The following is a 17548-nucleotide window of genomic DNA, read 5'->3' as shown; positions in this document are numbered from 1 at the left end:
CCATGCCCGCCATGCGGCCGGTTCAACAGGGCTTTACCCTCCTGGAAATGCTGGTGGTGCTGCTTCTGGTTGCCGTGGGTTTCGGCCTGTTGGCCTCGGGTATCTCCCAGGGGCTCAAGAGTGCCCAGGAGCGTCAGGTCAAGCGCGACCTGGGCCTGGCGTTGCGCCAGGTCCGAAGCCAGGCCATCAGCGCTGGACAACCGGCCTCCCTGCGCCTGGATGTACTGCGCAACAGCTATCAACTGCCCGGCAAGACACCGCGCCACTTGCCGGACGGCATGACCCTGCGCCTGACGACGGCGGCCACTGCCGATAGCGATGAAGGGCCAGTCGGGCTGATCACCTTCTACCCCAACGGTGGCTCCACTGGCGGGCACCTGTATCTGGCGCGCGGCAGCCAAGCGTCGCGTATCGATATCGACTGGCTCACCGGACGGGTCGACTGGCGGGATGGGCAACAGCCATGACGCCTTCGCCTCTGCGCCAGCAGCGTGGCTTTACCCTGATCGAATTACTCGCGGCGATTGTCGTCCTGAGCATTGGGTTTGCAGTGGTACTCAACACCCTGGGTTACGCCACCCAGGCACTGGCGCGGAATGGGCAGACCACCCGGATGGCGCTGATGGCCACTTCGCTGATGGCCGAGTATGGAGAAGGCCTGGGCAGCGGCGCCCACCTGGAAGGTACCCGCGACGGTATCCAATGGCGCCTGAGCGTCACCCCGCTTCGGGATGAGGGGGCGATTGTCCTTGACCAGCTGGAACTCATGCTGGTCAAGGGCAGCCGGCATGAACGCTTTGTCACGCTCAGGGCCATCAAGCGTCCAGCGGGGAGCCTGCCATGAGGCAAGGCCAGCGCGGGTTCACGCTGCTGGAAGTGCTGCTCGCCCTGAGTTTCCTCGGCTTGCTGATGGTGTTGATCGGTTCCGCCTTGGGCACCGGTAACCACTTGCTGCTGCTCAGCGAAAAACACACCGATCGCCTGACCCAAGTGAGGACCGCGCAGAACTTCCTGCGCAGCGCACTCCAACAGGCGCTGGCCGAAGATTTTGGCCACGCGGCGGATCAGGAACGGGTGTTCGAAGGAGAGCGACAACGCCTGCGTTTCGTTTCTCCGATGCCCGGGCAACTCGCTGCGGGCGTCCAGGTGCATACCCTTGAAGCGGTGGCCGGCCCGGCTGACGGCAGTCGCTTGCAGATCAGTTTCAGCCAGGACCGCCCGGATGGGCTGCATCCCTGGGGCAACCCCCAGATCCTGGTGCAGGAGGTTCAGGAGCTGCGCTTGAGCTACAGAGGCCTGGACCCCAACCGCCAGCCGACCGACTGGCTGGAGCGCTGGCCCTGGCCGGGCCGGCTGCCCCAGGCCGTGCGTATCGACGTCGCTACTCGCGGAGCCGGCCTGTGGCCTACGCAAGTCGTAGCGTTGCGCCTGGACTCCGAGGTAGCCCCATGAGTCGCCAGCGCGGCGCCGCATTGATCATGGTCTTGTGGGCCATCGCCCTGCTGGGACTGATGATGGGCAGCCTGGTCGAGATCCTGCGCCTGGAAAACCGCCAGAGCGCTTTTGAATTGCAACACAGCCGCGCCCTGCTGGCCGCGCAAGCGGGCCTGGCGTTGGCGGTCGAAGGGTTGTTTGCCTACCCGGCGCGCACGGTGGCTGACGGGCGTGTTTACTCATTGCCCTTTGAGCAGGCCACGCTGAGCCTGCAAGTCAGCAGCGAGCGCGGCAAACTGGACCTGAACTTCGTCGCGCTGGACAGTTTCGCGCGCCTGGCCCATGGCCTCGGCGCCACCGCCGAACAGGCTCGGCAATGGAGTGAAAGCCTGGGCCAACAGCGCAGTATCGGCCCCCTTAAAGCGCTCGAACAGTTGCAGCAGTTACCCGGCATGCAGGCACGCCTGTACGAGCGCTTGCTACCGCATCTCACGCTCTGGTCCGGCCTGACGGCGCCGGATGTGGATGCAGCCAGTCCCGAACTGCTGGCCTTGCTCAAACTGTCACGGCCAAAGGTCGCGCTCCCGCGGGGCCCCGAGTCGGTGGTCAACGTGCGAGTCCTGGCGACGCTGGACAATCAGGTCTCGGCTTCCCTGGAGGCCGTGGTTTTTCTCTCACCACAAGGAAGCGGTCAACGACCGTATCGGGTGCTGCGCTGGAAAGAATGAATCGGCTGATCCAGCCCCTGGCTGATCGGCTACAGCCGCTGATCCGCTGGCTACTGCTGCGCTGGCGAGGGTCGCCGCTGCCTGGATTCCTTGCGTGGTGGCGGGCAGAGCTCCTGGTCTGCCTGCCCGCCTCCTGGCGAGCCAGGATCAACCCCGAGAAAAAACCGCCGTTGCTGTTTTCCCGGGACGAGCGTTTCTGGACCGGGGACGTTGGGCAACTGCAACCGGCCACCTCCCCATCGACATCGGGTACACCGGTCCTGGTCCTGCTACCGCACCAGCGCTTGCTCCATGAAGTGTCGTTGCCGGCGGCGGTGGCCCAGGACCTCAGCTCCATGCTGTCCTTCGAGATGGACAAATACACCCCGTTCAAGGCCAGCCAGGTCTATTTCGACTGTGTCCGCCTGCCCTCTGCCCACGACTCGCTGATCCGCATTCGCCTGGCCGTGGTCAGCCGTGAACGGCTGGATGCACTGCTCGATCAGGCGCAACAGGCCGGTCATTCGATCACAGCGGTCGATGCGCTGGATGAGCATGGCGCACGTTTGCACGTCGACTTGCTGGCACCCCATCGCCGCGCCCGGATACGCCGCTCGCTGATGCGGCCAGCTCCGGCCCTCGCGCTGGCCGCCCTGGTCCTGGCGCTGGCCGGCCTGCAACTCTGGTTGCACAACCGCCAGCAGGCCCTTGAAGACATGCGGCAGCAGGTCAAGACCCTGCAACAACAAACGCAACAGGTCCAGGCGCTCAATCAGCAGATCGACGACACCCTCGATGCTCAACGCTATGTCGTGGAACGGCGCGCACAAACCAGTTCAATGGCGGCGCTGCTCAATGAGTTGAGCCAATGCATCCCGTTGAACACCACCCTGGAAACCCTGAACGTCAACCCGGACGGCCAGGTCAGCCTGATCGGCCAAAGCAGCCAGGCCAGCGCCCTGATCAGCGCCATGAAAGCCTGCCGCAGCCTGGAAGGCATCAATTTCCAGGGCGCCATCCAGCCAGACCCGGTCACCGGCCAGGACCGCTTCAGCATGCTCGCCACCCTACGCAAAGCGGAGGCCAGCCATGCGCCTGCGTCCGCCCCCCGCTAGCCAGCGCGCCCTGGCCCTGGCCCTGGCCGCTTTGAGCCTGGTCGGGGGGTACTTCCTGACCTTGCATGTCTGGTTCAGCCAGCCTTTGTTGGCCATTGCCGATGAGATGGCGTTGCTACGCCACAACCAGCAACGCTACGTGGCATTGTCCAGCCAACGGCCTGCCCTGGAGAACGCGCTGGCTCGGATCAGGCGCTCATCCGTGGGCAACGAAAACCTGCTGGCCGATTCCGACATGGGCGCGGCCACCGCACAACTGATGCAGTTGATCGCCGCCGATTTGCAGGTATTCGCCACGCTGGGCGGTGGCTGCACGCTGGCCAATCGAATTCCGGTGCCCGTCACCCAGCAAGGGCCCTATCGGCAAGTCAGTGTGCGGATCAACCTCGAATGCGCCATCGAGCCACTGGCCGGCCTGCTGCATCGCCTGGAAAACGGCAAAGTCTCGCTGTTCATCGAATCCTTGCGGATCGAGAAAAGCCGCGGCCAGCTTGCCAGCGCAAACCGCTTGGCCGTGCAACTGCTGATCAGCGCCTACCTGCAAAACCCAACGCCAAAAGGAGCGACGCCATGAGGCGCTTCCCGCCCTTGCTTCGTTGGCTCAGTGCAGCCGTACTGGGCCTCTTGGGGTGGCTCCTGATCTTGCTCAACGGCGTTGGCACCGAGGTTCGGTGGCTACCTCCACTCGATCCATCGGCAGCCCCGGTGAAAGCTGCCGTCACTGCCGAGCCCATGCCCGTAGCGCTGTCAGCGTATGAATACACCTGGAAAAAACCACTGTTCAACGCCCATCGGCAGCCTGACCCGCCACCCTCGCCAGCCATCGACGAGGCGCCAGCGTCGCTCAATGGCCTGAGCCTGACCGGCATCATCGCTTCCGGAGCCCTGCGCAAGGCCTTCTTCAAGACCCGCGACGGGCAACCGCTGGCGGCCCTCGAACAGCAACAACTGCCCAATGGCCGGCGAGTCGAGCGGATCGAACCGACGCACGTCACGTTGACCCAGGGCGCCAACACCCAAACGCTGAAGCTGCTGCTATTGAAAGTGCCGCACAACACACCGGCTCTCCCCTCTTTGCCTGACACTTCCAAGGATAGCGATCTGTGAGAAAACGATTCATCTACACTGGCTTGGCCGGCGCGATAGTGCTCTGTGGGTGTACGACACCGGCCACCGACAGCGCACGGGACGACAGGCTGATCAAGGAAGCCTTGTCCGGCACCGGTACTGATCGCGCACCGCTGCCGATCCCGGCGCCGAAAGGGCCGCCACTGGCGATCGTCACACCGCCGACCACGGCCCGGGTTGTCCAGGGCAGCCAGCACTTCATCAATAAACAACCGTCAGCGCGGCCTCATGCCGCGACGGCATCGCAAGAGCCAGGCGTCACCTTCAACTTCGCCAATGTCTCGATCCAGGCCGTGGCCAACACCATCCTCGGTGATGTGCTGAAGGAGAACTACAGCATCGCCCCGGGTGTGGTGGGCGACGTCACCTTCTCGACCTCCAGGCCCGTCGACAAGAACCAGGCTTTCTCAATCCTGGAAACCCTGTTGGCACTGACCAGTAACGCCATCATCCGGCAGAACGACAGCTACGTTGTGCTGCCGGCGAACACGGCGCTCGCCGGCCGGCTCGCGCCGCAGCTGGCATTGCCACAACCTGGCAGCGGCATGACGGCCCGGTTCTTTCTGCTCAACTATATTTCCGCACCGCAAATGCAAAAGCTCTTGCAGCCCATGGCCCGGGAAAATGCCTTCGTGCAGGTCGACGCCGCTCGCAACCTGCTGATCATGGCGGGCACTCCCGATGAGCTGAACAACTATCAGCAGACCATCGACACCTTCGATGTCAATTGGCTCAAGGGCATGTCCGTCAGCGTCTTCGGGCTCAAGCACGCCAACGTCAGCAAGTTGATGCCCGAGCTTGAGCATTTGTTCGGAGCGCAAAGCGCGACACCGCTGGCCGGGATGTTGCGTTTCCTGCCGATCGAACGCACCAACTCCATCGTGGTGATTTCTTCTCAGTCGCAGTACCTCAGCGATGTCGGGCGCTGGATCGAAGCCATTGACCAGGGCGGTGGCAATGAGCCGCAAATGTATGTGTACGACGTGCGCAACATGAAGGCCACCGACCTTGCCAGGTACCTGCGACAGATTTACGGCAATGCGAAAATCACCGATGAGCCGGCCGCCCAGGTGGCACCCGGCCTGCGTACGGTCACCCTGTCGAGCAATGGCTACGGTACTGGCAATGACGGTAGCGGCAATGTTTCAGCCCTGCCATCGGGCATCAATGGGATCGGTGGTAACGGCAACGCTGGAGGCACCAACGCGGCACAGCCGGAAGAAGAGTTCGAGGCCAACAGCGAGGATCAGGCGCAGGCCGAAAACGCCACGAGCAACGAAACATTCGACAATTCAGTGCGCATCACGGCCCAGAAAAGCAGCAACCAACTGTTGGTGCGCAGCCGGCCGGCGCAATGGGCTGAAATCGAGTCGGCGATACAACGCCTGGACAATCCCCCCCTGCAGGTGCAAATCGAAACACGCATTCTCGAAGTCAGCCTGACCGGTTCTCTGGAGCAAGGCGTGCAATGGTACCTGGGGAACCTGGCGGGCCACTCGACCACTCCTGGCGTGCAGAACACCTCGGGTAGCCAGGGTGCGTTGGGCGGAGGCGGCGTCGAGGTGAAATCGGCTTCGCTGTTCTACTCCTTTGTCAGCAACAACTTCCAGGTGGCCTTGCGAGCGCTGGAAACCAGCGGCAACACCAAGGTGCTGTCGGCGCCATCGCTGGTGGTGATGAACAACCAGCAAGCGCGGATCCAGGTGGGCAACAACATCCCGATCAGCCAGACCACCATCAATACCGGGGTCGGCGCCATCCAGACCAGCTCCGTGCAGTACGTGCAGACCGGGGTGATCCTCAATGTGGTGCCACGCATCAACCCCGGCGGCTTGGTGTACATGGACATCCAGCAACAGGTCAGCGACGCCACGACGCCCGCCAGCGGCGGAACCGGGACCACGGCGACGCCACCGGCCAACCCCACCATCTCCACTCGCGCGGTGTCTACCCAAGTCGCCGTGCAAAGCGGCCAGACGGTCCTGCTCGGAGGCCTGATCAAGCAAAACCAGGTAGAGGCCAATCGCAGCGTGCCGTACCTGGGCAAGGTGCCGGGGCTGAAGTGGTTGTTCGGCACGACCATGCGCAATGACGACCGCTCGGAACTGGTCGTGCTCATCACCCCTCGCGTGATCACCGGCAACAGCGAGGCGCGCCAGGTGACGGATGAGTATCGCCAGCGCTTCCAGCTTATCCAGCCACTGCAAAAACTCTGAAGCCTTGATCGACACCGGGCCTGACTGAAGAAGCTTGACTGCAGGTCACTCGTGTACTGATTCGCCCGGGTGCTAAGGATGGCCAGTATCAGGCGCGGCCTCTTTTCTGGAGGGGCTTGGCGCCTGATGAACGAGCACTGGGCCAAAGGCGCGACTACAGGTGGAAATCGCCGGCGGCCTCCGGCTGATAAAGCACTTTCCTGATCTCGATCCGGCGGGTCCGAGCAGAAATACGCCAGTCGATGGCGTCGCCCTCCCGATAGCCCAGGATCGCGGCGCCGATATCGGAACACACGGAGTGCTTGCCGGCGCTGCTGTCCGCGTCGTCCGGGTAGACCAGCGCTACTTCGATTGCTTCGTCGTCCAGGTGCAGCAAGGCCCTGGAGTTCATCGTGACGACATTGCCCGCCACGTGCTGCGGCTTGACGACAATGGCTCGCTCAAGCTCATGTTCGAGTTCAACCACGGCCGGGCCTTGCTCGAAGACGATCAGGCTCTCGAGCCTGGCCTTGTCGATTTCGGTGATGTAGATCCCCGTGGAGTCGCCAGCGGCACCTTCGCGCAAGAACTGCAGATAGCGCCCCGCCGTCATGGAAAACGACTTCAATGCCGGCGTTTCGTTCTCAAGCACAAAGCCGCTGCGCACAAAGGCTTTCAGTGAGCGCGAGTTGTCCGGGTGGATCTTGGCGATGAGCTTTTCGGCCCGCATGTCGAGAAAGGCCCTTTTCATGCCCTCGCGCAGGGTCCGGGCGCCAAGGTTTCGCCCCCATTTGTCGCTGTCTCCGATAACCAGGACGATCTCGCAATTCGAATCGGTCTTGACGAGCCGGACAAAACCCACCGGCGCGTCATGCCGGTCATAGGCCATGAAGAACCGGCCGCCCCGGTTGAACAGATGGGTCAGGATCGGCAGCTGGGTCCGATCGATGACGTGTTCGATGGAACGGGAAACATCACGTGAATCGCTCAGGTAACAGGTAACGCGCTCATCTTCCAACCAATCTTTCAACGTCAGCGCATGTGCCCGAGTGATTTCAGGGCACAGCGAAATGAAAGGCTTGTTCATCTTCACCACACTTGTTTGTAAAGGATGAAAGCCCTTCATGGCGGTTATGGCCATGACGGTTCTTTCGGCAACCGGGCATCTTAAGGCATAAGGCGAGCAATGCCGAAAAGATCACAACCTGCTCCCTGCCCTACCCGTCATCGATGCCCAAGCGAGTTGGCCGTCGTTACGGCTGCTGCGTCGACATCACGGTCGGCCTGACCGGAAGCTGGGAGTATTGCGGGTGCTGTTTGACGAAGGTTCGAACGGCCTGTTCCTGCCTGTCCGTCACACATATGGCAATACTGGGACGGTCCACCGTACAGGTTCCCAGTGCAAGGAAACCGCAGTTCTTGACCCCATAGACGGCAGCTGGGTGGGCCGCGACCGGGCAGCCGTACGCCATCTCGCCCAGGTAATTGAGTTGGCCGTTGGCCACGGTAAAACGCAGGGGTTTCGAATAGGGGCCCATGAGGCCGCGGCGTGAACCCAGGTCATTCACTTCATAGGTACCTGCAGGCAGCCATGCCGAGTAATAGTCCTTGGGAGCCCAGCCGTAGGTCTTGCCGCTATTCACGTCACGAAAACTGACCCAGGTGCCGTAGGGCCCGCCCTCGATCAGCGCACCCAGGACGAGGCCTGCGTTTTCGGCGGAATAGACTTTGGAATCCAGGGCCATTTCAGGTGGTAATGCCGAACAGGCACTCATCAAGGCTGTAACTCCAACGACCAACAACTGACTTGTCTTGCGCATTCGATACTCGATCCATTGAAACAAAATGTGGCTTTCCCATTATGATGCTGCCCCTTTCAAATCAAGCGTTAAGGATGACACCCCACTATGAGTAGTATTTTCACTGGCCGTGTATCGGGTGCCATGGCCTTCGCCTTGATCTTGAGCGGCTGCAGTGTATCGGGCACTTATCCAGATGCAACCGAAGCAGACGCCGCCAAGCTTCGTTTTATCAGCGACATGAGCAGCGCCACGCTGGGTGTGTTCGATGAGCAGAACTGTGACGGGCAAACCACGGGGATTCTCAATAACTTGTTCCTCGCCGATTCTCGCCGGCGAGCGAACATGTCGATACCTCCTGCCTCCCAGAAGACGCCTTACCTGGAAATCCGCTTGGCCCCGAACAAAGAGCGAATGCTGCACCTCAATACCCAAGGCACCGCCTCGGTATGTGGCATGGCCTTCACCTTCACGCCGCAAAGTGGCGCTGAATACGAACTCACCTTCAGTCGTGCCGGCAGTCAGTGCGTGACATCGCTCAAGCGCCTGCACCAAGCGCAGGGCCAAGTGGTGCGCTCCCCTGTCCCTCTGGTGAATAAAGGCCTGGCAAGCTGCCTGGGCGCCAACGCCCTCTTCCCTGAGCCCGTAAAGGGCCTGCCGGCCACCGTCGAGCGTGACGAAATGATCGAGCAGATTGTCTCGCAGAGCATCATCAGCGAGATGAAGCCCGGGCCTGCCTTGAGCGAGAGCAACCAGAACGAAGCCGCCGACCTGGTGGTCGACAAGCGCAAGCGGCAGATGAACCTGGACCTGCCGGATGCTTATTGGACGCAATTTCGGCAGAACGTAGCGACTTACCTGAAGCAGGCTCAAGGGGTAAAGGCCAGCGCGCTCGAGCACTACAAGGCCGAGTACCGCACACGCCTCTCGCGCTTGGATACACCAGCCATCAAGGCACTGGTGCCAGACACCCAGGCCACCGATGTCACCCAGGCGCTGGCTACCAACAACGCGATGTTGCAGTACTACCGTCGGCTCAATGAGCAATTGCAAAAAGAAGCGATGGCCGATCACTGGACCCGGATGGCCGACCTGGACAAGCGCTACGGGGTGTGTGAGCGCTACGCGCAATGCTGGCAGAACTAACCTGGGCCAACCCGCTGCGCCCTTGCCTTGCTCCACCTGGCCATGGGGTTGGCCAGCGTAATCATGCAGGGGCGCCACTCTCTATATCCCCCTGGCCTCCACCGCCCTCCTCCGGCATCACCCGGTCAGCGCCTGGTACTTGACCCGGTGCGCCTCGGTCGGCAGCGGCACCTCCCATTTGAATAGCATGCGGCGGATATCCGCGTTGCGCAGCGAGGTGTCGCGCTGCTGGTTGCGCCGCATGATCTCGCCCTCCGGGCTTTCCAGGTAGACGATCTCCACCTCCGCGCCATAGCCGTACAGCAAGTCCAGGGTGCGATTGCGCATCTGCGCCGACAGGTGCGTCGAGTTCCACACGAATGGCCGCTGCTCTCGCAACAAGGCCTTGGCCCGGTCGATGGCGTAGTGCGCGGCGGCGCCTTCGTTCTGCCCGTGGCGCAAGCCCAGGGCTTGGCGTGCATCGTCGAACGAGACCACCGGCCAGTCCGGATGATGTCGTGCGGCCCAGGTGTCCTTGCCGCTGGCCGGCAAGCCGGACAGCATCAGCACTTGCGAGCCTTGCGGTGCATGCAGCGGATAGTCGGGGTGCACCCGGGCGCCACGCAGGTACTGGATGCGCGTGTAGTCGTCGGCAAACGCCCGCGGCCCGTGCAGGCAGCCCTCCTCGGCCGCCAGTTCACGCCACAGTTCGATAGCGCTCAAGACATCGGCCTTGCCCGCGTAATCGCGGCCTTGCATATCGGCCTCGGCCACCGCGCAGAGCATCCACACCGGCAGCTCCCACGACAGCTTGTGCAGCAGGAACTCCGTGCTGCGCCCGCTGCGATCGCCTTGCAGGGCGAAGAACGGCACCTGGTGCACGGCGATGATGCGGCAGATCTGCTCGCGCAGCTCGAACGGCACAGCGGCGCGCCACAACAGCAGCCGGGCATCCACCGCGCCCCGACGCGAGTGGCCGGGTTGGCCGATACGCCCGGTCTCGGGGTCGATCACCGTGGTGTCGGGCTTGGCGATATCATGCAGCAAGGCGGCGAAGAACAGCACGAAGCGCTGCTCGGCATTGGCCTGCTGGTACGCCGGCTGGGCCAGTAGCGCCTCCACCACCATGCGGGTGTGAATCCACACATCGCCCTCGGCGTGGTAGGTCGGGTCCTGCGGGGTGTCGGCCAGGCGCTCCAGGGCCGGGATGGCCGCCAGGCAGGCGGCACTGTCCATGGCGTGCCCAGGCTCGGGCACCAGGTGTTGCAGTGGATGAATATCCATTTCGAAAAGCTCCTTCAGTAGCCACGGCAGGGGCCATGCCAGTCCATGGACAGGCGCGGCGCGTAGAGGTCGACGCCGTCGGCCAGTTGATTGGGAATGAACGGTTGATTGGCATGGTGCTGGTCGGCATCGAGGATGGCCTGGACGAAATCCTGGCGAACCCACTTCAAGCGGCCGAGGGTTTGCTGTGCGTCCTCGAGCTTCAGGTACAAGCCTTCCATGCGACTGGAGCGGTCGCACTGGCGCCAGGCCCGGGCCAGGTCGAGGCCTTCGCGCTGCACCACGTGTTCGAACGCCTCGCGCCAATGGGCAGTCTTGGCCAGCGAATCGCCAACCAGCGCCATCAGCTCGGCCTGCCGGCGTGGCACCGGGCCTTCGTACAGCACCGGTACCGACAGCACGGGGCCGTCCTTGAGCAGCTTGCGGCGTGCGGCCGTAGACAAGAACGACCCGCTGCTGCGGTCCCACACATCGAACTCGCAAAAGTAATGGGGCAAGTGGTCGTAGAACACCGAGTGCTTCTTGTGCAGCCACTCGCCGTACAGCACGAAGCGATCTTCCAGGCGCTCCAGCAGCCAGTGTTCATGGGCCGCGGCCCACTGCTTGAACAAATTGAACTGGCGCTCGCGTCCGCCACCGGTGAGGTAGTGGCCGCGGGATTGCAGGCGCAGCTCGCCGCCCTCGGTAAAGCTGATGCCGGCGTTGGCACCGTCGAGTTTTTCTTCCACCACCAGCCATTGGCCGGCCAGTGAGGCATAACGGACCTGTCCGGTGTCAGTGTCGCCATCTTGCAGGCGCGAGCTTTCCAGGTGGGGGGTACGGGGGTACTTGAGCAGTTCTAGGGAGTGCGCGTCGGCACGAATATCCATGTTCATGGGTTTCTCCTTGGGCATAGGGAAAAACCGACGACAGGATCAGGCAGGCACAGCGATGAGGCGCCGCCGCGCAAAGGCACGGGCAGCCATCAGGCACGATGGACCGTCGTCGGTATCAGGCGTGTTGGCTGGCGTAGGGCACTGGCTTCACCACGTGAGGGAAAGGTTGCAGGGGCTTGAGGGCGCGCATTCAACAGCAGACGGCGGTACCGGGTCAAGCCCTGCGAGACGTGGAACTGGGCCAGGTCAGCGAGTTTTCGCGATCACCCCGGTCATGTACTGGTGCAAATCGCGAAAGTCCTGGACCTTCCAGGCATAGGGCGCAATCTTCACGCCGTTCTCGCGCAAGGTTCTTGGAATCAAGTCGCCGTTTGGCCGCAGTATCACCGAGGAGACGATGACGCCCGGGTAATCGTTCAGGCGTTTCTTGAAGGCGGATGTGGTGAGGTCCGGTGTCGGCGGATTGCTTTTATTGGCCAATGGCCCCGTTCCCTTGATATCCGGGCCATGGCACACGGCACATCGCTGCTGGTAGAGGTTTTTGCCATTGGCATTATCGGCGAAGGACAGCGGCACGTGGATCGACGCTAGGACAGCCAGCGAAGCGATGAATGATCTTTTCATTTTTATTTTGCATTTCCCTCGGTCAGGTATGAAGTCCTTTTCAGTTGCAATAGTCACCCTGATTGGGTCCCTGCAACTGCTAGCGGGCCACTTGAAAGCGCTCTCGTTGATAATGAAATTGCGGGGAGTCCAGCCTTTTGGGCGGCGGATTCTATCATGCTGCAACGATGTGGATTGGCCGATCCAGAGGCGCTGAGAGCCTGGCCGGCTGGGCGGGCGTCACCTGTGAGCGCTGCGCCGGGTGCGCAGCCCCCTGGTTGCGGCCAGAACCGACGAAAAAACACTGCGATAGCTGTCGTGGGCACTAGATCTTGAAGTCCATGACCTGGGGAAAGGTGAACTTGAACCAGGGCGTGTAGTCGTCCGGGTGTTCATCCAGGTCCTGGCGAATGTCCTCCAGGGAGCGATACGCACAGGCGTCCGCTTCGTCGGGATTCAAGACGGGCTCAACATCGCAACGGGCCAAGTACAGGTGCCCGTATTCGTGCTCGATCAAGCCTTGCGGCAGAGGGAGAAAGTAACTGAGCTCCAAGCGCTTGGTCACCGGGCAGGTCAAGCCCATCTCCTCTTCCAGGCGTCTTTGCGCCGCATGATCGGTGCTCTCGCCTGGCAGCGGGTGCCCGCAACAGGTGTTGCTCCATAGACCGCCGCAATGATATTTGCGCGCCGCGCGCCTTTGCAGCAGCAGTTCATTGCGGCTGTTGAACACATAGACCGATACCGCCCGGTGGCGCGCCCCGACCTTGTGGGCGGCCAGCTTCTCCATGAAGCCCACTTCCCTATCGTTGTCATCCACCAGGATTACCTCGATGTGCGGCATGTAGCCTTCCTCGCATTGTGGGGTGGGTTTTCAGCGATGGGCTCAAGGCACCATCGCAACTGCGATCCAGCTTAGTACAGGCTCGCACCCGAGCTTTTGTCATTAAATCGACGACAGGCCGGGCATACCCTTCGCCGGGTCTTGACCTCGATAAGGAATCGATCATGCGTCTTTCACGCCTGTTGTTGACAGGAGTCATCGGCCTGGCAACCGCCCCCTTGGCCCAGGCCTCATCCACGGCCGATAACGCAGAGAAAGCCCAGTTGCGAAAACTCTTTTGCGAGTCCAGGGGCGGCTCCGACATTACCGCCCTGGGTGAACTGAAGAAGTCCGACGATGTCGGCGCCGTGGTGGTGTGCAAGCTTCCTCCCTCGCCCACCACGGTGGTTGAAAACCAGGCCGCCGCGACTTTTTCCCCCCTGCCGCTGACTCCTGTCACCGCCACCCTCGCGCCGCCTTCCGGGGTCTACAAGCTTGCCCCGGGGGCCAGCAGCATCAACACCTCTTGCTCGGCCAACCTGGCCATCGCCAAGTGGGCCGGGTTCCCCAGTACCAGCAACGGCAACGCCAGCTTGAATTGCCGTGGCTACAACACCAGCGCCGGGGGCAGCACGCTGGGCTGCAATATCCAATGGACCGGACCGACCCAGGTCGCCATCGGCGTCACGCCTTATGGCGGGCAAGTGGCAGTGAACTTCAGTTGCCAGGCCATACATCTCGGCTCCATGGGCACCGTCATGGACTTCAGTTACAGCGACCCGGTCTATTCGCGCATTCGGTACGGCTCGGTCCAGGCCACCGGCAGCCTGACCATCACCCAGTGATCCGCCCCTGCGGGCTGCCTGGGCGGGCCGCAAGACACCTGGAGAGGGTCCGCCGGCTCGCTCGAGCCAAGATCCAACCGCCGGCGCAGCCTCCTGCCGGCGGCTCTCTCCCGCTGCTGCGTGCTACTGCTTGCCGCGCATGCTGTTGCGCCAGATCCGGTAGCTCCTGATTCCCGAACGGACCGAGCCGAACAGCATCTGGTTGTCCATTTGCGCACTCATCCCCGAGCGTTCCAGCATTTTCAGGAAGGTGCCGCGGGCTCGGGCAATGGCGAAGTGGATGCCCTGGGCGGCCAGGGTGTCGCGGATTTCCCGCAGCACCGCGATGCCGCTGACATCGATATCGGTGACCGCCTCGGCATCGAACAACACCACCTCGGGCTTGCCGTCACGCCCGATGTTCTCCAGCAGGCGCATCTTGAAGTAGTCGGCGTTGAAGAACAGGATCGCGTCGTCGAAGCGATACACCACCAGGCCGGGCACGGTCCGGGCCTGCGGGTACTTGCTGATGTCGACCTGGCCTTCGATGCCCGGCATCCAGCCCAGTACCGCGTCGGTGGGCTGGTAGATGCTGTACAGCAGGCGCAGGATGGCCAGGGTCACGGCGAACATGATCCCCGGCAATACCCCAAGGCCCAGCACGCTGACCGTGGTCAGCAGGCACAGCCAGAACTCGAAGCGGCTGAGCTTGTGGATCTGCTCCAGCGACTTCACATCGATCAGGCCCCAGCCGGCCATCAGCAGGACCGCGCCCAGGGCCGGCTGCGGGATCCAGGCCATGGGCGCGGTGAAGAACAGCAGGATCAGGCCGATCGCCACGGCGGCGATGATGCCCACCAGCTGGCTCTTGCCTCCGACCATGTCGTTGACCGCGGTGCGCGAATCCGCGCCGCTGATGGCGAACCCCTGGGAGGCCCCGGCCGCCAGGTTGCTCATGCCCAGGGCGATGAACTCATGGTTGGCATTGATCGAATATCCATGGCGCGCGGCAAAGCTACGGGCGGTGAGCATGGCGCTGCAGAAGCTCACCGTGGCGATACCCAGGGCGTCACGCAGCAGGCTCTTGCTCTCTTCCAGGGTGGTGCTGGGCCAGGACAGCTCCGGGATGCCGGCAGGTACATGGCCAAGCACCGCCACGCCGAACTGGTCGAGACCGAAGACCCCGGCCAGCAGGGTGAACACCGCCACCGTCACCAGCGCCGCCGGCACCCGTGGATAGCGGCGCGGCAAGCCGATCAGCAGGCCCAGGCTGGCCAGGCCGATGGCCAGGGTCAGCCAGTGGATCTCGCCCAGGCGCTGGAGAAAGTCCACCAGCCCGAGGATGAAGCCCTCACCCTCGATCTTGAAGCCCACCACCTTGCCCATTTGCCCGGCGATCAGGCTCAGGCCGATGCCGTTCAGGTAGCCGATGAGGATCGGCCGCGAGAAGAAGCTGGCGATGAACCCGGCCCGGGCGATGCCCGCGGCGATCAGCATCAGCCCCACCAGCACGGTGACGATCATCGACAACTCGACGGTGCGCTGCAGGTCGCCCATGGCCAGGGGCGCCACGGCCCCGCCGAGCATGGCGCAGGTGGCCGCATCGGGGCCGACCATCAACTGCCGCGAGCTGCCGACCAAGGCATAGACGATCATCGGCAGCACACAGGCATAGAGCCCGTACTGCGCAGGCAGGCCGACGATCTGGGCGTAGGCGATGGCGATGGGAATCTGGATCGCCGCCACCGACAAACCGGCTCGCAGGTCGGCGCGCAACCATTCACGGCGGTAGTGCAGCAAGTTGGACAGGCCGGACAGATAGCGGGAGAGCGACATGCAGGGTCCTTTTGTTCCGTTTTTGTTATTCATCCATGTCCCTGCAAGCCATGCAGCAGGCAAGGCGACGCAGCGTGCTATTGAAGCCAATCGCACACTCGAACGCCATGAGCTGGAGCAGCTTTTATGCTGATCGTCGAACGTTGGCCGGTACTCGCCTGCGCTCGATCAGCGTCGCCAGCGCCCGGGCGGCAGGCGCGCAGGCATCGGTGGCGCCGGCCCAGGATCGTGTACCAGCCGACTGAAACCGTTGGCGGGAGCCAGCCGGCTCCTGCACGACAGCGAGATGGCGTGGGTGGCGGGCAGTCTTTGCCGGTACGCCCAGCCGGGTGACGGGCGCTCAGCTCATCGGATGGCTTCCTGCGGGCTGGCCAGCACCATCTGCAGCGCCTGCAAGTGCTGCGCCGTGGCCTCCATCAAGCTCGTGGCAATCTCGTCCACATGTCGCCGCTGCCAGGACTCCAGGGGCGTGCCCTTGACCCACTGGTTGAAGGCGCCGAGCGCCGGGCCGGTTTGTACCTGGTAGTTGGCCTGGTCCGCGCTTTCGCCGCTGAAGGCCAGCTTGGTCGAGTAGGCGAAGTACCAGCGAAATACCCGGGCCATGCGCACCTTGGGGTTGCTCCGGGCCAGGGCCAGGTCTTCTTCCCGGCCCTGGGCCAGCAGATAGTGCTCGCACTCTTGCCAGACCTGCTCCAGGGTGCGCTTGAAGAACAGCCGCTCCAGCACGCCACGGATGTTCTGCGGTATCGCCTCGAGGCTCTCGTAATGGCTGTAGAGCGCATACAGGCGGTTGGCCCGCATGGGAAACAGCACCCCTCGCTTGAGTACCTGCACCCTGCTCCCCCGTTCGAACAGGTCCCCCGCCGGGGCGTAGGCCATGTCGTGGATGCTCACGTCCTGCAGCATGCTCTTGACCAGGTCCGTGGCGCCCGACTCGACCGTGCACTGGTTGATCGACCCGGTCAGGATGAAGTCGGCGCCCATCGCGAAGGCCGCCGCTGCGGCTGCGGGCGTGCCAATGCCTCCAGCCAGGCCGAGGCAGATGGGCTCGGCATACCCCGCCCGGGCTTGCAGCGCGTCGCGCAACTGCACCATCGCCGGCAGCACGATGGTCGGGATACCGCCATCGGTGTGCCCGCCGGAATCGGCTTCGACGCAGATGTCATGGCTCATGGGCACCCGCCGAGCCAGTTCGGCCTGCTCCTCGGTGATATCCCCGGCCCTGCGCAGCGCCTCCACCAGCGGCTCCGGCGCCGGGCTCATGAAGGCTTCGGCCACCTCGAGCCGCGAGACCTTGGCCAGTACTCGGTGCCTGCACACCAGCGTGCCGTCGGCCTCGCGCGCAAGTCCACGCAGCCGGAACAGCACCAGCGGCAATGTGATCTCGATGAAGGCCGCCGCCTCGATATTGCGAATGCCGTGGGCCAGGTACATCTCCACCGTCGCTCGCTCATGGCGAGGATCGTCGTACTCCGCCAACAGGTTCAGCCCGTAGGGTTCCCCCGTCGGCAGCGCGGCTTGCAGCGTGCCGATCGCCTGTTCGATCTGCGCCAGGCTCAAGCCACCGGTCCCCAGGTAGCCGAGCAGGCCGGCCCGGCCCAGGCGGATCACCAGCTGCGGTGAAGCGGTGCCGCGATACATGGCTCCGGCGACATAGGCGTACTTCAAGCCGTAGCGCCGGCGGAACAGCGCGCTGCCCAGGTTCTGCCCGCCCTGGAGCCGCTCGCTTGCCGCGGTGCCGACCCTCCGTGCCAGTGGGTCAGGAGTATTTCCCATATCCATGTCCTCGATCGAAGTGAGTCC

General features: G+C 63.1%; 18 protein-coding genes. 10 read left to right on the top strand and 8 right to left on the bottom strand.

Annotated elements, in window-relative coordinates:
• Positions 1-2: 2 nt before the first annotated feature.
• Genes H7A76_RS18705 through gspD form a run of 8 tightly spaced genes read left to right on the top strand, consistent with a single transcriptional unit; the run spans position 3 to position 6600 of the window.
• Positions 3-467, top strand: a complete 465-nt coding sequence (locus H7A76_RS18705) for a GspH/FimT family protein (protein ID WP_260498013.1) — start codon at positions 3-5, stop codon at positions 465-467.
• Positions 464-844 (top strand): prepilin-type N-terminal cleavage/methylation domain-containing protein, encoded by a 381-nt coding sequence (locus H7A76_RS18700; protein WP_185699856.1) that lies wholly within the window; start codon positions 464-466, stop codon positions 842-844. Before H7A76_RS18705 ends, H7A76_RS18700 begins: the two co-directional genes overlap by 4 nt.
• Entirely contained in the window at positions 841-1452 is a 612-nt protein-coding gene (locus H7A76_RS18695; protein ID WP_185699855.1) for a prepilin-type N-terminal cleavage/methylation domain-containing protein, read from the top strand. Before H7A76_RS18700 ends, H7A76_RS18695 begins: the two co-directional genes overlap by 4 nt.
• Positions 1449-2162: a type II secretion system protein GspK gene (locus tag H7A76_RS18690; RefSeq protein WP_185699854.1), complete on the top strand. Its 714-nt coding sequence runs from the start codon at positions 1449-1451 to the stop codon at positions 2160-2162. The genes H7A76_RS18695 and H7A76_RS18690 overlap by 4 nt, the downstream gene beginning before the upstream one ends.
• Positions 2159-3256: a PilN domain-containing protein gene (locus tag H7A76_RS18685; protein ID WP_185699853.1), complete on the top strand. Its 1098-nt coding sequence runs from the start codon at positions 2159-2161 to the stop codon at positions 3254-3256. Before H7A76_RS18690 ends, H7A76_RS18685 begins: the two co-directional genes overlap by 4 nt.
• On the top strand, positions 3231-3830 hold the full coding sequence (gspM, locus tag H7A76_RS18680) for a type II secretion system protein GspM (protein ID WP_185699852.1): 600 nt from the start codon (positions 3231-3233) through the stop codon (positions 3828-3830). The genes H7A76_RS18685 and gspM overlap by 26 nt, the downstream gene beginning before the upstream one ends.
• Positions 3827-4363, top strand: coding sequence for a general secretion pathway protein GspN (locus tag H7A76_RS18675; protein WP_185699851.1), 537 nt, complete (start codon positions 3827-3829; stop codon positions 4361-4363). Before gspM ends, H7A76_RS18675 begins: the two co-directional genes overlap by 4 nt.
• The gene (gene gspD / locus H7A76_RS18670; RefSeq protein ID WP_409519196.1) at positions 4360-6600 is read left to right on the top strand and encodes a type II secretion system secretin GspD; all 2241 of its coding nucleotides are present in this window, start codon (positions 4360-4362) and stop codon (positions 6598-6600) included. The genes H7A76_RS18675 and gspD overlap by 4 nt, the downstream gene beginning before the upstream one ends.
• A gap of 154 nt (positions 6601-6754) precedes the next feature.
• Here the strand turns inward: gspD and H7A76_RS18665 are convergent, their stop codons facing one another.
• Together H7A76_RS18665 and H7A76_RS18660 are read right to left on the bottom strand one after the other, a co-directional pair.
• The gene (locus H7A76_RS18665; protein WP_185699850.1) at positions 6755-7720 is read right to left on the bottom strand and encodes a bifunctional GNAT family N-acetyltransferase/nucleoside diphosphate kinase regulator; all 966 of its coding nucleotides are present in this window, start codon (positions 7718-7720) and stop codon (positions 6755-6757) included.
• Positions 7721-7832: 112 nt separating this feature from the next.
• Positions 7833-8399 carry a hypothetical protein gene (locus tag H7A76_RS18660; protein ID WP_185699849.1) on the bottom strand — a complete coding sequence of 189 codons (567 nt, stop codon included), beginning with the start codon at positions 8397-8399 and terminating at the stop codon, positions 7833-7835.
• A gap of 87 nt (positions 8400-8486) precedes the next feature.
• Here H7A76_RS18660 and H7A76_RS18655 point away from each other — a divergent pair, with 87 nt between their 5' ends.
• The gene (locus tag H7A76_RS18655) at positions 8487-9524 is read left to right on the top strand and encodes a hypothetical protein (protein ID WP_185699848.1); all 1038 of its coding nucleotides are present in this window, start codon (positions 8487-8489) and stop codon (positions 9522-9524) included.
• 117 nt (positions 9525-9641) lie between these two features.
• Here the strand turns inward: H7A76_RS18655 and H7A76_RS18650 are convergent, their stop codons facing one another.
• The 4 genes from H7A76_RS18650 to idi form a co-directional block, all read right to left on the bottom strand.
• On the bottom strand, positions 9642-10787 hold the full coding sequence (locus H7A76_RS18650) for an AAA family ATPase (protein WP_185699847.1): 1146 nt from the start codon (positions 10785-10787) through the stop codon (positions 9642-9644).
• 14 nt (positions 10788-10801) lie between these two features.
• On the bottom strand, positions 10802-11662 hold the full coding sequence (locus H7A76_RS18645) for an RNA ligase family protein (RefSeq protein WP_185699846.1): 861 nt from the start codon (positions 11660-11662) through the stop codon (positions 10802-10804).
• 246 nt (positions 11663-11908) lie between these two features.
• Positions 11909-12286 (bottom strand): cytochrome c, encoded by a 378-nt coding sequence (locus H7A76_RS18640; RefSeq protein ID WP_185699845.1) that lies wholly within the window; start codon positions 12284-12286, stop codon positions 11909-11911.
• A 304-nt stretch (positions 12287-12590) separates the two neighbouring features.
• Positions 12591-13106 carry an isopentenyl-diphosphate Delta-isomerase gene (gene idi / locus H7A76_RS18635; protein WP_185699844.1) on the bottom strand — a complete coding sequence of 172 codons (516 nt, stop codon included), beginning with the start codon at positions 13104-13106 and terminating at the stop codon, positions 12591-12593.
• Positions 13107-13270: 164 nt separating this feature from the next.
• Here idi and H7A76_RS18630 point away from each other — a divergent pair, with 164 nt between their 5' ends.
• The gene (locus H7A76_RS18630; RefSeq protein ID WP_185699843.1) at positions 13271-13930 is read left to right on the top strand and encodes a hypothetical protein; all 660 of its coding nucleotides are present in this window, start codon (positions 13271-13273) and stop codon (positions 13928-13930) included.
• Positions 13931-14053: 123 nt separating this feature from the next.
• Here H7A76_RS18630 and H7A76_RS18625 read toward each other — a convergent pair whose 3' ends face one another.
• A complete protein-coding gene (locus H7A76_RS18625; RefSeq protein ID WP_185699842.1) occupies positions 14054-15745 on the bottom strand; it encodes a SulP family inorganic anion transporter in 1692 nt (563 codons plus the stop codon).
• A 345-nt stretch (positions 15746-16090) separates the two neighbouring features.
• Positions 16091-17521 (bottom strand): PfaD family polyunsaturated fatty acid/polyketide biosynthesis protein, encoded by a 1431-nt coding sequence (locus tag H7A76_RS18620; RefSeq protein WP_185699841.1) that lies wholly within the window; start codon positions 17519-17521, stop codon positions 16091-16093.
• Between the last annotated feature and the right edge of the window lie 27 nt (positions 17522-17548).

The organism is Pseudomonas sp. MSSRFD41 (genome assembly GCF_014230245.1).
Classification (GTDB): Bacteria; Pseudomonadota; Gammaproteobacteria; order Pseudomonadales; family Pseudomonadaceae; genus Aquipseudomonas; species Aquipseudomonas piscis.
The sequence above is the reverse complement of the archived record's forward strand: the minus strand, read 5'-3'. Positions and strand labels throughout refer to the sequence as shown.

Excerpts from the sequence above, each read along its gene's own strand:
- H7A76_RS18705 (WP_260498013.1), top strand. The coding sequence starts at position 3 with ATGCCCGCCATGCGGCCGGTTCAACAGGGCTTTACCCTCCTGGAAATG.
- H7A76_RS18700 (WP_185699856.1), top strand. The coding sequence starts at position 464 with ATGACGCCTTCGCCTCTGCGCCAGCAGCGTGGCTTTACCCTGATCGAA.
- H7A76_RS18695 (WP_185699855.1), top strand. The coding sequence starts at position 841 with ATGAGGCAAGGCCAGCGCGGGTTCACGCTGCTGGAAGTGCTGCTCGCC.
- H7A76_RS18690 (WP_185699854.1), top strand. The coding sequence starts at position 1,449 with ATGAGTCGCCAGCGCGGCGCCGCATTGATCATGGTCTTGTGGGCCATC.
- H7A76_RS18685 (WP_185699853.1), top strand. The coding sequence starts at position 2,159 with ATGAATCGGCTGATCCAGCCCCTGGCTGATCGGCTACAGCCGCTGATC.
- gspM (WP_185699852.1), top strand. The coding sequence starts at position 3,231 with ATGCGCCTGCGTCCGCCCCCCGCTAGCCAGCGCGCCCTGGCCCTGGCC.
- H7A76_RS18675 (WP_185699851.1), top strand. The coding sequence starts at position 3,827 with ATGAGGCGCTTCCCGCCCTTGCTTCGTTGGCTCAGTGCAGCCGTACTG.
- H7A76_RS18665 (WP_185699850.1), bottom strand. The coding sequence starts at position 7,720 with ATGGCCATAACCGCCATGAAGGGCTTTCATCCTTTACAAACAAGTGTG.
- H7A76_RS18660 (WP_185699849.1), bottom strand. The coding sequence starts at position 8,399 with ATGCGCAAGACAAGTCAGTTGTTGGTCGTTGGAGTTACAGCCTTGATG.
- H7A76_RS18655 (WP_185699848.1), top strand. The coding sequence starts at position 8,487 with ATGAGTAGTATTTTCACTGGCCGTGTATCGGGTGCCATGGCCTTCGCC.
- H7A76_RS18650 (WP_185699847.1), bottom strand. The coding sequence starts at position 10,787 with ATGGATATTCATCCACTGCAACACCTGGTGCCCGAGCCTGGGCACGCC.
- H7A76_RS18645 (WP_185699846.1), bottom strand. The coding sequence starts at position 11,662 with ATGAACATGGATATTCGTGCCGACGCGCACTCCCTAGAACTGCTCAAG.
- H7A76_RS18640 (WP_185699845.1), bottom strand. The coding sequence starts at position 12,286 with ATGAAAAGATCATTCATCGCTTCGCTGGCTGTCCTAGCGTCGATCCAC.
- idi (WP_185699844.1), bottom strand. The coding sequence starts at position 13,106 with ATGCCGCACATCGAGGTAATCCTGGTGGATGACAACGATAGGGAAGTG.
- H7A76_RS18630 (WP_185699843.1), top strand. The coding sequence starts at position 13,271 with ATGCGTCTTTCACGCCTGTTGTTGACAGGAGTCATCGGCCTGGCAACC.
- H7A76_RS18625 (WP_185699842.1), bottom strand. The coding sequence starts at position 15,745 with ATGTCGCTCTCCCGCTATCTGTCCGGCCTGTCCAACTTGCTGCACTAC.
- H7A76_RS18620 (WP_185699841.1), bottom strand. The coding sequence starts at position 17,521 with ATGGGAAATACTCCTGACCCACTGGCACGGAGGGTCGGCACCGCGGCA.